The sequence below is a fragment of the bacterium Unc6 genome (assembly GCA_013626165.1).
GTDB lineage: Bacteria > Omnitrophota > Gorgyraeia > Velesiimonadales > Velesiimonadaceae > Velesiimonas > Velesiimonas alkalicola.
The window spans coordinates 1-12,756 of the sequence record NDHX01000014.1; the positions used below are offsets into that span (position 1 = coordinate 1).

Annotated in this window: 17 protein-coding genes; all 17 read right to left on the bottom strand. The window is 39.3% G+C overall.

What is annotated here, in order from left to right; all coding sequences use genetic code 11:
* The coding region (locus B9J78_06135; GenBank protein ID MBA2124489.1) for a hypothetical protein at nucleotides 1-190 on the bottom strand (190 nt) is incomplete at its 3' end.
* 79 nt (nucleotides 191-269) lie between these two features.
* Nucleotides 270-2,579, bottom strand: a complete 2,310-nt coding sequence (locus tag B9J78_06140) for a spermine synthase (GenBank protein MBA2124490.1) — start codon at nucleotides 2,577-2,579, stop codon at nucleotides 270-272.
* Nucleotides 2,580-2,691: 112 nt separating this feature from the next.
* Complete coding sequence (locus B9J78_06145) at nucleotides 2,692-3,546, bottom strand: hypothetical protein (GenBank protein ID MBA2124491.1); 855 nt, start codon at nucleotides 3,544-3,546, stop codon at nucleotides 2,692-2,694.
* Nucleotides 3,497-4,576 carry an AmmeMemoRadiSam system radical SAM enzyme gene (locus tag B9J78_06150; protein ID MBA2124492.1) on the bottom strand — a complete coding sequence of 360 codons (1,080 nt, stop codon included), beginning with the start codon at nucleotides 4,574-4,576 and terminating at the stop codon, nucleotides 3,497-3,499. Before B9J78_06150 ends, B9J78_06145 begins: the two co-directional genes overlap by 50 nt.
* Before the next feature lies 1 nt (nucleotide 4,577).
* Nucleotides 4,578-4,823 (bottom strand): hypothetical protein, encoded by a 246-nt coding sequence (locus B9J78_06155; GenBank protein ID MBA2124493.1) that lies wholly within the window; start codon nucleotides 4,821-4,823, stop codon nucleotides 4,578-4,580.
* Nucleotides 4,824-4,877: 54 nt separating this feature from the next.
* Nucleotides 4,878-5,468 carry a hypothetical protein gene (locus B9J78_06160; protein MBA2124494.1) on the bottom strand — a complete coding sequence of 197 codons (591 nt, stop codon included), beginning with the start codon at nucleotides 5,466-5,468 and terminating at the stop codon, nucleotides 4,878-4,880.
* Nucleotides 5,422-6,369: a hypothetical protein gene (locus B9J78_06165; GenBank protein MBA2124495.1), complete on the bottom strand. Its 948-nt coding sequence runs from the start codon at nucleotides 6,367-6,369 to the stop codon at nucleotides 5,422-5,424. Before B9J78_06165 ends, B9J78_06160 begins: the two co-directional genes overlap by 47 nt.
* Complete coding sequence (locus B9J78_06170) at nucleotides 6,347-7,021, bottom strand: ABC transporter ATP-binding protein (GenBank protein MBA2124496.1); 675 nt, start codon at nucleotides 7,019-7,021, stop codon at nucleotides 6,347-6,349. Before B9J78_06170 ends, B9J78_06165 begins: the two co-directional genes overlap by 23 nt.
* Nucleotides 7,014-8,186 carry a hypothetical protein gene (locus B9J78_06175; protein MBA2124497.1) on the bottom strand — a complete coding sequence of 391 codons (1,173 nt, stop codon included), beginning with the start codon at nucleotides 8,184-8,186 and terminating at the stop codon, nucleotides 7,014-7,016. Before B9J78_06175 ends, B9J78_06170 begins: the two co-directional genes overlap by 8 nt.
* Nucleotides 8,183-8,548, bottom strand: coding sequence for a hypothetical protein (locus tag B9J78_06180; GenBank protein ID MBA2124498.1), 366 nt, complete (start codon nucleotides 8,546-8,548; stop codon nucleotides 8,183-8,185). Before B9J78_06180 ends, B9J78_06175 begins: the two co-directional genes overlap by 4 nt.
* A gap of 26 nt (nucleotides 8,549-8,574) precedes the next feature.
* Nucleotides 8,575-9,315, bottom strand: coding sequence for a hypothetical protein (locus B9J78_06185; GenBank protein ID MBA2124499.1), 741 nt, complete (start codon nucleotides 9,313-9,315; stop codon nucleotides 8,575-8,577).
* Nucleotides 9,227-9,478, bottom strand: a complete 252-nt coding sequence (locus B9J78_06190; GenBank protein ID MBA2124500.1) for a hypothetical protein — start codon at nucleotides 9,476-9,478, stop codon at nucleotides 9,227-9,229. The genes B9J78_06185 and B9J78_06190 overlap by 89 nt, the downstream gene beginning before the upstream one ends.
* A gap of 122 nt (nucleotides 9,479-9,600) precedes the next feature.
* Nucleotides 9,601-10,251: a hypothetical protein gene (locus B9J78_06195; protein ID MBA2124501.1), complete on the bottom strand. Its 651-nt coding sequence runs from the start codon at nucleotides 10,249-10,251 to the stop codon at nucleotides 9,601-9,603.
* Nucleotides 10,248-10,907: a hypothetical protein gene (locus tag B9J78_06200; protein ID MBA2124502.1), complete on the bottom strand. Its 660-nt coding sequence runs from the start codon at nucleotides 10,905-10,907 to the stop codon at nucleotides 10,248-10,250. Before B9J78_06200 ends, B9J78_06195 begins: the two co-directional genes overlap by 4 nt.
* A 286-nt stretch (nucleotides 10,908-11,193) precedes the next feature.
* Nucleotides 11,194-11,451, bottom strand: a complete 258-nt coding sequence (locus B9J78_06205; GenBank protein MBA2124503.1) for a hypothetical protein — start codon at nucleotides 11,449-11,451, stop codon at nucleotides 11,194-11,196.
* The gene (locus tag B9J78_06210) at nucleotides 11,439-11,744 is read right to left on the bottom strand and encodes a hypothetical protein (GenBank protein ID MBA2124504.1); all 306 of its coding nucleotides are present in this window, start codon (nucleotides 11,742-11,744) and stop codon (nucleotides 11,439-11,441) included. The genes B9J78_06205 and B9J78_06210 overlap by 13 nt, the downstream gene beginning before the upstream one ends.
* A gap of 144 nt (nucleotides 11,745-11,888) precedes the next feature.
* On the bottom strand, nucleotides 11,889-12,665 hold the full coding sequence (locus B9J78_06215) for a hypothetical protein (GenBank protein ID MBA2124505.1): 777 nt from the start codon (nucleotides 12,663-12,665) through the stop codon (nucleotides 11,889-11,891).
* Nucleotides 12,666-12,756 lie beyond the last annotated feature (91 nt).

Consider the following 12,756-nt stretch of genomic DNA (forward strand, 5'->3'; position numbering starts at 1 on the left):
CACCGTCGGCTTCTATACCGAGTTTATATTCTGGAGAATAAAAATCCAATATGTATCTATCAATAGAAAATTGTCTTCTAAATTTTATTCCACATAATTGACGATTGCGTAATATAGACCAAAGTTTTCTTTCGGCATCAGTTTGACTTTTTCTCAAGATTCTACATTTCTGTATGTTATTTCGCTTCATTTCCTCCCCCTCACCACACCCCTCTCCCCGACGGGGGGAGGGTATCTTTTATCATATTGTTTTTGACATTACCCATTTATTAAGAATTTACACCTTGTATACCTCCCAATGATTGTCCGGTTACGACAATGAGACTGCTTATTTTAAGTAAAGCAATTACAATGCAGGTGCCAAGAAGTCCTAAAACAGGTAAAAGAACAACAGCACCCACAACTCCTCCAAGCCACCCGCCCAAAAGGTCCGAAGCGTAAAGAAGACCGGCTGTTCTGCTTAAATTTGTACCATCCCTCAGATATATCTTGTTTGCCAGTGGAAACTCGGCGCCGATTAAAGCTCCGCTGATAAACGAAAGAACTAAAAATAATATCTTTAAAAAAGGAAATACGACAGGGTTATCTAGATATGGCTGTAAAATGAGAAATATAAAAGGCAGTCCAAGAGAGAAACAGATTATTGTTAATTCCATCTTCTTAAAAAATTTAAGGTCATTTTTTATCCATTGCAAAACCGATGTTATGGTCATTGCACCGCAGGTTGCACCTGCCATAAAAGATGTCACTAAAAGTCCGAGCCAGGCAAAAACATATCCATAAATTACTTGAAATGTGAAGATTAGTGTAAGATCAAAGAGCATTCCGGCAAAACCTGTTGTGGCTACACAAAAAGGAATACCTGAGCCGAAAAGTTTTCTTTTTTTGCTACGAATCAGCAAATACAGAGTAATAAAAATGATAAAGAGCATAAAAAACATCCGCAGGTTAAGCCCTTCAAGCCACCTGAAGAGCCCGCGAAGAGAAGGCGTATAGATTGCATTCCAATGGGAGATGCTGTAAAACACCCCCAGGGGATTGAAATCTTGGTTGATTTTTTGAGTATTTCTTTCAAGACGTTCCAAGAACCAGTCCGCCCACCCTGGATGTAACTTATGCTCAATACGCCAGGGAATAATTAGATCTGCCTTAAGATTTCGCTCGTTCAATCTGCTTACAAGTTGTGTTCCGTCAACCAAAGAAATTTCCTCAGAACTTGATGCAAAGAAGAGATTCACACCGTCCCTCGGAATTACTCGCAGATAAGGAAATACACTCTTAATCGTATTAAAGATACACCCGTTGAGATTCCCCAATTCACTACTCAGGTAAGTCAAAGAGCCTGGCACTCCAATAACTAATATGCCGCCTTCATTCAGCCTTTCTTTTGCAAGAGAGAAAAATTCCTTTGTATAGAATCTGTTTGCCTGTAAGTCCGACGGTCCTGTAAGACCAACTAATATTACATCATATTTATCCTGCGTCATTTTAAGAAAAAGCCTGCCATCAATATGTTTGATTCTTACCCTTCTGTTGTTCAATTCATTTTCTGTCAGCGGTGTTGGGAATTTTCGTATAAGTTTAAGTACCAGAGGGTCAATCTCCGTATATTCAATTAGTTCTACTGATGGATGTTTTAATGCCTCGTTTATTACACCACCGGCTCCACCGCTTAAGATAAGCAGTTTCTCAGGGTTTGGATGCGAAAGAAGCGGAAGATGGACAAATTCTTCAACAAACGCTATATCCGGAATAGGTATTATAATACTTGGAATACCGTCTAAGAAGAAGGCATATTGTCCATCATTCTCAATAACACAGATATTACCATATATGGAGTTCTGATAATGAACTATGTTCTGTGCTTTCCACTGGGTTTTTATTGAAAGATGGTGAAGTTTATCCGCCCCTTGGGCAAAAACCAGATAACCGGAAAAAAACAGAAGCAAGACGGAAACGCCCATAATTGTTTTTTGGAGCCAGCCGGTTTTCCAGTAAGGTAGAAGTAGAAAAAAGCAGACAAAAAAATTTAACATGGCAAGACCTACTGCTACATGAAATGCGTGGAGATACGGAATCAAAAGATATGTCCAGACTACTCCGGCAACAACTGTACCAATTGTCTCATAAACATAAACCCTGCCAACGGAGGATGCATCCCGGTTGAAAAACATGGAGTAAATCTTGCAACCGAAAGTAAACAATACACCGTGAGATATACTTGACGGTAAAAGTATAAGAAAAGATGAAAAAAGCATCGGCAAAAATCCAAGCGTCTCGCCTATGGAAACGCCGAGAATATTTTTTAAGATGCGCGTCAAATAAACCCCTGCGGGTAAGGATAGAGAGAATAGAATGGTGATACCAACGAATGTTTCAATTTTATTTTTGGTGTTTTCAGCCCTTTTGCCGAGGAAGAAACATCCAAATGCCTCAAGGATGAGCCAGTTGGCAAGAATAATGCCGATAGAGAGTTCGTTGCCAGAAAAAACAATCAAAAGCTCCCTTAAAAGGAGCATCTGGGCAACCATTCCACCAAAACCTGTACTCAATACGGCCAAACCAATGCCTTTTTTCATTCTATTTCCATATTCCTGAAATCTCATAACTTATGGAACTTGCATTTTCTACCTTCTATGCTATTGCTTTGTAACATAATTTAACCCCATTTCCACAACAATTCAGCGCTTTTTAAGTTTTCTCTTTCTCTAATTTAATCAGTGTAATTTCCGGCGGACAGAACGCTCTAAGTGGCAATATACTTGTTCCTATGCCACGAGATACATACAAATAGGTCTGCCCCACTGAATATAGTCCGGCAATGTACCCTTTCCCCCTGAGAAGGCGAACAATCAAGTGGCTGATCAAGGGAATATATACCTGTCCACCATGCGTATGACCGGCCAGAACTAATTCAATCCCGGCACGGTGCGCCTCTTCAATTATCGCTGGAGAATGGGAAAGTAGTAACTTAAAACCTTCCTCAGGAACACCACCCATTGCACGGGATAAGTTATCATGGCCCCCTACTGGGTCATCTACTCCAATAATCCACATATTTTGCTGATTTATTGCTATGCTTTGATTCTCATTGCCAAGTATCACAATTTCAGATTCAGCCAGTTTCTTTTTATCTTTTTGATTCAGTATGCAGTGGTCATTATTGCCCCATACTCCCCATTTCCCGTACTTTGCCTTGAATTTATTAATCATTTGAATACAGTCATCTACCATTTCCCGTTTATTAACAAAATCACCGGTAATAACTAAAATATCAGGATTTAGTTGATTAACTGTCTCTAGTAGTTTCTTTTCTTTTTTCCCTATTTTATTTAAATGCAGATCAGAAAGATGAAGTACGGTCAATCCATTTAAGTTTTCATTTAAGTTCTCAAATTTAATAGTGATATGAGTTACAGTTAGTCTGTTCGGCTCAATATAGAAACTGTAAATAAGAAAAAGTCCAATAATACATATAAGCAAAACCTTCAGCATCTTATTTCCAGACCCCGGCAATTTCATAGTGACAGAACTTACATTTTCCATTTTCTATGTCATTACTTAATACAGAAAAATGAATCCGATGAATAAGCCTTTTCTTGCACTGTGGGCAGAAGGTAGAATTGTATTTATGTCCCGGGACATTGCCAATATAAACATATCTTAACCCTACATCATGAGCAATTTTTATAGCCTTCTCCAAAGTTTTAATTGGTGTAGATGGCAGGTGGGTTAATCTATATGCAGGTGTAAAGCGACTAAAATGTAGAGGGACATCTTTCCCTAAGTTATCTTTTATCCACTCACACATCTTTCTGATCTCTTCGGGTGAGTCATTAAGCGTTGGAATCACTAGATTGACAATCTCAAAATAGGCTCCCTCTTCTTTTAAAACCTTTAATGTATTTAATACCGGCTCAAGTTCAGCCTCGCAGACCTCTCTATAGAATTTTTCTGTGAATGCCTTAAGATCTATTTTTACAGCATCAAGATATGGAAGGAGTCTTCTTAAGGGCTCAGGGTTAATATAGCCGTTGGAGACAATAGAGGTCCTGATCCCTTCTTTTTTAGCCAGTTTAGAGATGTCGTAAATATATTCATAAAAGATGGTGGGTTCAGTATAGGTAAAGGAAATAGAGTTTACCCCTCGCCTTTTAGCCTCTCCAACTACTTCCTCTGGAGATAAATTATATTCCCTTACCTCACCCGGTCCTACCTGCGAGATAGACCAGTTGTGGCAGAATTTACATCTTAGATTACAGCCTACCGTAGCCAGGCAGAGCCTTCGGTGGCCTGGGATAAAGTGATATAAGGGTGCCTTCTCAATAGGTCCTACATTTACTGAGCAGGGTTTTCCATAAACCAGGGTGTATAATTTTCCTTCACGATTTTCCCTTACCCGGCAGAAACCTCTCTTTCCCTCAGCAATAATACATTTTCGAGGACAGAGCTGGCACCAGACTTTGTTGTCTTCTAATTTTTGATAAAACATCGCCTCTTTTAAACCCATCTCATCTGCTCTTAAACTAGCGGATACCAGACAAAACAAAAATATTATTAACCCTATTCTTCTCATATTATCTCATAAACAATGGACTTAAGATTTCTATATATAAATAGAACAAAATCAACCCAAATATTATCGCTAATCCGCCAAGGATACGAAATAAGAAAAGGGGACACTCTTCCACTACCCTTTTTACTCTTCGGGGAAAGAAAAGATATAGCAACCCCTCAAGCAAAACAGCTATGCTTATTAAAAGGAATAAAATTCTTCCCTCATCCACAATAAATGTAAAAATATCAGCAATAATTGACTGCATTTTTCATTTATAAGATGGCTAACCTTTGCTCTGATTCTATCCCTTATTTTTCTTTCACTCTATTTCCTCAATCTTCTTTTTAGACCTAACAAGTTCGTCAAAAGTAATGAGTTCTTTTCTTACCCCCAATATAACCGCTGCGGTTCCAACTGTGTTCCTTGCTTTTATATCCTCACCGAGCTGGATTTTGTCAATTAGACTCTTTCCCATAAACTGCTCTAAAAACTCTCTCTTTTTGAATTCCTTATCTCTTTCTCTTGCCCGTTGGATATAAATTCCATTTATTTTTCTATTTATATCTAATCCAAAGATAAATTCAATAACACCAAATTCTCCCCTCTGGGCGGCAGCAATGGTGTGTCCCAATAAATTGCCTTTTGCGCCTATCATCTCATAGTATTGATATTGCTCTCTCTGACCGGGCAGGAGTTTGCTTCCCAATCTTTCTTCTATTATGTCCAGTTTTTCCTTGGATATTTTTATATCAACGGTTCTGTAATCCTTTGCCTGAGGGAAAATTTTAGTCATTGTTCTCTCCGGATTTCTCCAGACGCAGATAAATACTTCCTGAGCAGAAACTGAGGTTATTAATATTAAACTAAAAAGTCCTGGTAAAAAGCCTGTAAACCTGAAAAGAAAACTCATCTCTCTCACCCCCTAAAGATAACTTTTGAGCCGCTCTTATCTGAAAACCGGCTAAGTTATAAGTCAACCCAATAGTCAAGGCATCTTTTTTATCTCCATCCCGATTTAAATGGGTCAATCCTAAGTTTAGGTCTATTTTAGGAAATAAGGCATAATCAACCCCGCTAAAGAGCCCGCTGAGTCTTTTACCTGCTTCTTCTCCGAAAGTTAGTTCACCACGCCAGGCAATTAGACCGTAATATTTAGTCAAATCAAGGGCTACTAATCTTTTATATTTAGAATGTTTCATCGGGTGATGCATTTTATCCGGCAGAACCCTGCCTGAAAGTCCTGATATGCCAATCCTTAAATCCTCAAACTCCACTCCCTGATAACCAATCCTTGCAGTAATCAACCCATCATTATCAATATCAGTCCATCTCCTGACTCCTACTCCCTGGCTCACAGAAATTGCATAATCAAAATTCTTAAGCACCCCGGAAAGCTGCAATCCATTATCAAACCCTATACCGATAGTCTCATATTCCAGAGTCTCAATAAGCAGCCGCTTGCTTCTATAATTCGGCAGCAATCCAAAGGGCAATATATAGCGACCCGCGATTAAGTTCCATCTTCCTAATGGCCCCTTATATTGAATATAACCCTGCTCTAACATTGTCTCCTGGAAATTATGCATTGAATCTATCTGAGTAAATAGGATAATTCTATCCCCCATCTCATCAGCAAATACCTTTCTGAGACTAAGCCCTAATGCCTCAACCTTAAACTTATTACCTTGATAGCGGAGGTCCTTATCAGCGGTAAGAAAGAGTGTAGATTCCGCTGGCTGAACAAAAATACCAACAAAAATACCAATAAGAAAAACTAAGCCCACAGGTTTAAGCATTTTTAATCTTTCCATCTTCTAATAAGATAACCTTGCGGCAATTTTTTGCCAGTTCCATATTGTGGGTCACCACAATAACGGTTAGACCGTTTTTATTTAATTCATCAAATATCTTAAAAATCATTTCCGCATTTTTTGAATCCAAATTTCCGGTGGGTTCATCTGCCAGAAGAACCGAGGGAGAATTTATCAGCGACCTTGCAATAGCCACCCTCTGCATCTCTCCGCCGGAAAGATGTGCGGGCCTATGATGTATTCTTTTGTTAAGCCCGACTAAATTTAATAGTTCCTCTGCCTGCTTAACCCGGTTTATATTTTTGGCAAAGAGCCCGGGGAGTTGAACATTTTCTAAAGCAGTAAGCGTAGGGATTAAAAAAAATTGCTGAAATACAAACCCTATAGCATCTCTTCTAATTTTTGTTAATCTTGCCTCTTTGACTGTGGTAACATCCTGACCATTTATTTTAACTGTGCCCTGGGTAGGATTATCAACACAGCCAATAATATTTAATAGTGTGGTCTTACCCGAACCCGATGGCCCAACCACAGATAAAAACTCACCTTTCTTTATCTCAAGACCGATCCCATCAACGGCATGAACCTCTTCTTCACCCCTTTTGTAAATTTTCACCACATCTTTTATTTCAATTATTGTCTGGTTATTCATTTCTTATCGCCTCCATTGGCGCTATTTTGGCTGATTTAACCGCCGGATAAAGTGCGGCAAAAATTCCTACGAGAATAACAATCGCCGAAGACAAAATGGCTATATCCACTCCGGGTCTTACAATCTTGGCTGCGGGAACATATACAACCAATGCCCCTCGGATAAAGTGTTCAAAACCTGGTATCAGGAAAATACTAATAATTAGCCCGAGTGCTGTGCCGATCAATGAAATAATTAATGTCTCTAAAAATATGAGACGGGAAATATCAAGAAACCCCGCACCGACACATTTCAGGTAAGCGAACTCCTTTCTTCTTTCAACAGTAGTCATTAACATTGTATTTGCTATTCCTAAGGTGCAGACAATTAAGGCAATAAGAATCATCATAAACATCATCGCCCGGGTTGAGCCAAAAAACTTCAGTACTCCTTCACCTAATGCCTTGGCAGTGACAGCAAAATAGTCCTCAGGCAGGAGCCCTTCAAGTGTAATTTTTACATCGTCTAAGTGGTTAAGATTTTCTAAGTGCAGGGCGATCGCCGAAAGTTTTCCCTCTCTTTTAATTAATCTTTGTGCCGTGGCAAGTGGCAGAAAGAAAAACCCATCATCCTGGGTAAAGTTTTGTTCAAGCACACCCGTTACCTCAAATTCTTTATCAAAGTGTTCAATATATGTTTTATCGCCAGGTTTTAGCATTTCTATCCTAGCAATTTCAGCGCCAAGGATAACTGAGTTTTCATCCTTAAACCAGGCACCTTTCAGGTTCCAATCAGGCCTTATTCTTTGAATTGCATCAGTTACGCCGAAGAAGATATCGGTTCTTAAACCATCCGGAGTGGTAATGGCGTATATCTTAAAAGGCATCACCTCTTTCACATATGGGACATCCTTTACTCTTGCTGCGAAATCTTCTGGAATATAGAGTGGACTTACTCCTCCCTGAGCAATTACTGATGATGCTTCAATAGGACACCCTTCTCTGGTGACGAACATATGGATACCCGTATTTTTAACCAATTCTTCACTGACTGCTGATTGATAACCTCTATCCAAGGAAAAAACCACAAACAGGGTTGCCGTAGCAACAGCAACGCTTAAGGTCGTTAACATAGTGCGACTTTTGCTGCGCATCAGATTCATAAGAGCAAACTGATAAAATTTCATTTTATTACCTCCATTGCCAACGCTGAAATGACTACCTTTTTTTCTCCTGCTTTTATTTCAGCATAGACCCTTACTGGTTGTCCCCGCCTTAATCTTGGTCGCCGGAATCCTTTAACAAGTATTTCAATCGAACTTGCCCCTTCCTGATAAGGAAAATCACCGGGGCATTTCAGACAACCATGACCAACAACACCACTAAGCAAGACCTTCTCATTATCATACAAGGCTGGATTTTCGAGAATTTGGGCAAGTTTGGTTACTTCCATATCCACAGGAATGTTTACCGCGACCTCTTCTCTGGCGCATCCTGTTAATAAAGGAATTATTATCAAGCAGAAAAGCATCTTTTTCATCTTTCTCATCTCTTTCACCTCCTCTTGCTTTAGACTTATTTATAAGGTTCAAACTGTATGGTTGTATGCTCTATATCATATTTTTCATCAACATATTTATTGATCTTATCTAAAATTTCCTTGTTTTTATCGATGCTCATATTGAGGATTTTAATATGGGCTGTCATAGAGTACATCTTGGAAGTAATTTCCCAAATATGAATATCGCTTATTTCTTTAATTTCACCAATACTCTCTTTTAATTCTTTAGAAACAATATCAACATTTATACCTTTTGGAGCAGTTTCTAAAAGGACATTTATTGAATCTCTGAATAACCCCCGGGCCCAGCAGAAAATGACGACAGTTAGACCTATGCTCACTAAAGGGTCAACAATAAACCAGGAAGTAAAATGAATAATAACCGCCCCTATAACAACTACTACGGAAGAGACTGTATCAGCTAACATGTGCAAAAAAGCACTTTTTATATTTAAGTCTTCCCTTTGTGTCCCGTATAGAACAAAAACACTTATTATATTTACAACAAGACCTAAAAGGGCAATAAGAAACATCTGCAATCCCAAAACTGGCTGTGGATTTAACAAACGTTTCACTCCTTCATAAAAAATATACCCGGTTACTCCAAAAAGAAAGAGGCCATTAAACAGAGCGGCCAATATTTCCGCTCTATAAAATCCATATGTCCTATGATGACATGCCTCTTTTGTAGCACAAAGAATAGCTGCATAACTGACCCCTAAGGCAAAAAAAATGAGTGAACATATGCCCGGCATCACTGAGCAGAGCCAGACTACCTGTTAAGAGTCCACCAATAACTTCAACTATCATCATCGTACCGGTGATAGTCATAACTGTTTTAAGTTTTCTACGCTCTATCAGACGATATTTATGAAGTAAATCCTGACTTTTTATCTTTGGTCGGTGAAAATGAATCATTTACGAATCCTCGGTTTACTGTTCTTTTATCTTCTTTTTTCATACTTTGTGCCTTTGTGTCCTCAGGTAATACAGTTGACTGAGTATTTACAGAAAGGTGAAAATATTACCAAGAAATGATTTCATCTTAATAGCCCAGAAACAATCAGATTGACCCCTACAAGAAACAGGATAAATCCACAGACTCTGCCGAAAAGGCTATACATTTTTTGGTTCTTAATTAAACCTGCGGGCAGGGCGCTGGCTAAAACACCTAAGGGAATTAAAGGTGAAATAAATTTACCCATTCCGAAGGCGAAACCATAGAAAGCACCCTGCCAGAGATTTTGAGCCATCAAGGCAATATAGGTAAGAACAGCTAAAAGTGGCAGGCAGGGTAAAATACTTGAGGTAATGCCTAAGAGTATTGGGCCTTTAATATTTTTATCCACAACATTTTTTCTTAAAACCTGGCAGAGACGATGGCCGGGTTCTTTGCCAAAGATAATAAGTACACCGAGAAATAAGATAAATAATCCGCCTATAAAAAAGACCATGTACCCAAATTGACGAAGCCATTCTACAATCAATCTCCCAAACAGCCCAGCCAATAGTCCCAAAAGAATATAGATAACTAAACGGGTAGACAAAAAAAGCAGTGTTGCCTTGAGACCTTCTCTCCAACCTCGCCTGGTGGCAGCAATATATGGCAATATCACCGGTGAACAGAAAGCAAGGCAGGGGCCAAAGGATACAGTAATGCCGATTATAAACAGTTCAATAAAGGTACTCATCTTGAAAATCTCACAATTATAGTTACTTCAGCCCCTTGATATGGCATCTTTTCTAAGTTCAGTTCATAACCCAACTGACCAGATTCTCTGATAAAGAGTTCCCTCAGTGCCTTCTCCTCTAATGGAAACACAGGACAAAGCCTACAATCTACACCCGGTGGAGCCTCTAAGGCTATGTGGTCAAAGTAAGGTGATCCTAAAAATATAAGGTCTTCTATCTCTAAATTATCTTCTGTCAAGACCAATTCCTGCCCAGCAATTTCTTTCTCATCCCATTTGATAAAAAGCTTCAATTTTTGATTTCGGGCCACCCACGATACTGGGTCGGTTGATTTTTGATTTTTTCTGTGCCACAACTCATCCCACAATCTCCAATCTAAAAGGGCAATTGCTTTTTGTAAATCAGAAAGTTTGCCTTGAGAAATAATCGCTGATTCTTCCCTGAGCCATTTATATCCATCAAGATAGACAAGATGCTGTACCCACCCTTTTTTCTCCCTGACTTGTGCCCTGAATTGGATCTCTCCCTTGATAGTATCTACCACAATATCTCCTAATTGATAAAGGCCTTCTCTTATCATCAGGGGTGGGTGGGTTTTTTCTTTCTCTCGTGTTCTAAGAATAAAAGCATACCCCGCCAGGATAATTGTTCCCACTATAACTAAGTTTAAGAATAATTTCGTCTGCCTATTCATAAAACATCGTTCATATTTTAGGCACAGAGGCACACAGGCACAAAGTGGGCTTTCCTTTTATCTTCTTTTCTCATGCTTTGTGCCTTCGGGGCACCCGAACGAATGTTTGGGTCGCTGTGCCTTTGTGCCTTCAGGTAATGCAGTTGACTGAATATTTACATCTTGGGAAACAGCCACAAAAATAAATCCTAGATTCTAGACTTTAAGCAAACTTAAAATCCAAAGCATTTATTGTTTTTCTTATTCTCTATTGTTTTGGATTTTGAATTGTTGTAATTTCTCTTTTACTTGCGTTAAGAATAGTGATGCCTATTACTTCACCTTTTTCATATCTGATAATAATATTGTCCTCAGTAAGTTCAGTATCGTCTGCATGACTTGGCTTCTTAAAGTTCAAATACAGTACATCTGCTTTCTTATCATAGCTAGACCAAATACGCATATACGGTATGCCCACCAGTTGAGGAACTATGTTTAGAACTTTTTTAACTTCTACAGGGGCCATAGTTTTTCCCTCCTTTCAAGTTGCTTCTTCCGTCTTGTTAAAAATGCTGTAATTACAAATCCATCCTCTTTGCTTACTTCTTTGTGTATCACTACAATATATTTACCTGCTTCAATTTCTTTTGTAGCAATACATTCTTCGGTTCCACTCTGATAAATTGCCTCTGGAGACTCAACGGTCTCAAGAACCTCAAAACAATAGCCAGCCATCTCTGAGTGTTCTTCTGTGATGTGAAACCATCTTTCTTCTGTCAATCTAATACTTACATCATTTTTAGACTGAATTATTTCCATTCTTCAAGAATTACCACTTTATCATAACATGGCGTATAACGAAAAAACTCACCTGCCCAAAACTTGGGGGAAGTAAACCTTCCGAAGATCCAAAAATTTCTCTTAAATTATTATGCTGAAGTAAAAACACAAATCTCTTTTCTGTCAGAGCAATTCCCTGGCAATAAGAGCAGCGCCCATAGCGATAACAAACTGGGGGTTCTCCGGGATCCACATTCTCATCTGGAGTCTATCCTCTATTGCTTTCTTGACCCCAATATTCTTCGCCCCTCCACCAATAAAAGAAATAACCTCTCTTGCTCCTACCTTGGAAACCATCCCACAAATTCTTTCCGCAATAGAGGAGTGAATACCGGCAATAATATCCTCTTTCCTCTTGCCTTGAGCAATTAAAGATATTACCTCACTTTCTGCAAATACAGTGCAGATAGAACTTATATTCATCGGAGAACCTGACTTTAAGGACAGCCTACCTATATCCTCTAATCCCACCTCTAAAACACCGCTTATAACTTCCAGGAATCTTCCTGTTCCGGCTGCACAACGGTCGTTCATTACAAAGTCTACTACCTTTCCCTCTTCATCAAGGGAGATTGCTTTACTGTCCTGTCCGCCTAGATCAATGACGGTGCGAACCTTGCCACAGGGCAAGTCCAGATGGCTTGCCCCTCTGGCAGCGGCGCTAATCTCAGTTATCACCCGGTTGCCAAATTCAATGGCTCTTCTCCCATAACCGGTGGAGATGATGCACCCTATATCTGTCATCAATAACCCGGTTTGTCTTAATGCCTCTGCCAAGACTTTTTCCGCTGATTGCTTAGGGTAGGCACCAGTAGGGCATATTGCACTGGTTGGCATTTTCTCCTCATCCAGGATTACTACCTTGGTAGTCACCGAGCCAATATCAATGCCTGCAGTCACGAATTTATTCACGCATTCACTCCCAATCCTCAACGAATAACAGCGGGGGTATGGATAAATGGGGTCAACTCTATTTTCTCTAAAAACCAAT

Excerpts from the sequence above, each read along its gene's own strand:
- B9J78_06155 (MBA2124493.1), bottom strand. The coding sequence starts at position 4,823 with ATGCAGTCAATTATTGCTGATATTTTTACATTTATTGTGGATGAGGGA.
- B9J78_06195 (MBA2124501.1), bottom strand. The coding sequence starts at position 10,251 with ATGAGTACCTTTATTGAACTGTTTATAATCGGCATTACTGTATCCTTT.
- B9J78_06175 (MBA2124497.1), bottom strand. The coding sequence starts at position 8,186 with ATGAAATTTTATCAGTTTGCTCTTATGAATCTGATGCGCAGCAAAAGT.
- B9J78_06185 (MBA2124499.1), bottom strand. The coding sequence starts at position 9,315 with ATGCCGGGCATATGTTCACTCATTTTTTTTGCCTTAGGGGTCAGTTAT.
- B9J78_06165 (MBA2124495.1), bottom strand. The coding sequence starts at position 6,369 with ATGGAAAGATTAAAAATGCTTAAACCTGTGGGCTTAGTTTTTCTTATT.
- B9J78_06190 (MBA2124500.1), bottom strand. The coding sequence starts at position 9,478 with ATGATTCATTTTCACCGACCAAAGATAAAAAGTCAGGATTTACTTCAT.
- B9J78_06170 (MBA2124496.1), bottom strand. The coding sequence starts at position 7,021 with ATGAATAACCAGACAATAATTGAAATAAAAGATGTGGTGAAAATTTAC.
- B9J78_06145 (MBA2124491.1), bottom strand. The coding sequence starts at position 3,546 with ATGGAAAATGTAAGTTCTGTCACTATGAAATTGCCGGGGTCTGGAAAT.
- B9J78_06160 (MBA2124494.1), bottom strand. The coding sequence starts at position 5,468 with ATGAGTTTTCTTTTCAGGTTTACAGGCTTTTTACCAGGACTTTTTAGT.
- B9J78_06205 (MBA2124503.1), bottom strand. The coding sequence starts at position 11,451 with ATGGCCCCTGTAGAAGTTAAAAAAGTTCTAAACATAGTTCCTCAACTG.
- B9J78_06150 (MBA2124492.1), bottom strand. The coding sequence starts at position 4,576 with ATGAGAAGAATAGGGTTAATAATATTTTTGTTTTGTCTGGTATCCGCT.
- B9J78_06210 (MBA2124504.1), bottom strand. The coding sequence starts at position 11,744 with ATGGAAATAATTCAGTCTAAAAATGATGTAAGTATTAGATTGACAGAA.
- B9J78_06180 (MBA2124498.1), bottom strand. The coding sequence starts at position 8,548 with ATGAGAAAGATGAAAAAGATGCTTTTCTGCTTGATAATAATTCCTTTA.
- B9J78_06140 (MBA2124490.1), bottom strand. The coding sequence starts at position 2,579 with ATGAAAAAAGGCATTGGTTTGGCCGTATTGAGTACAGGTTTTGGTGGA.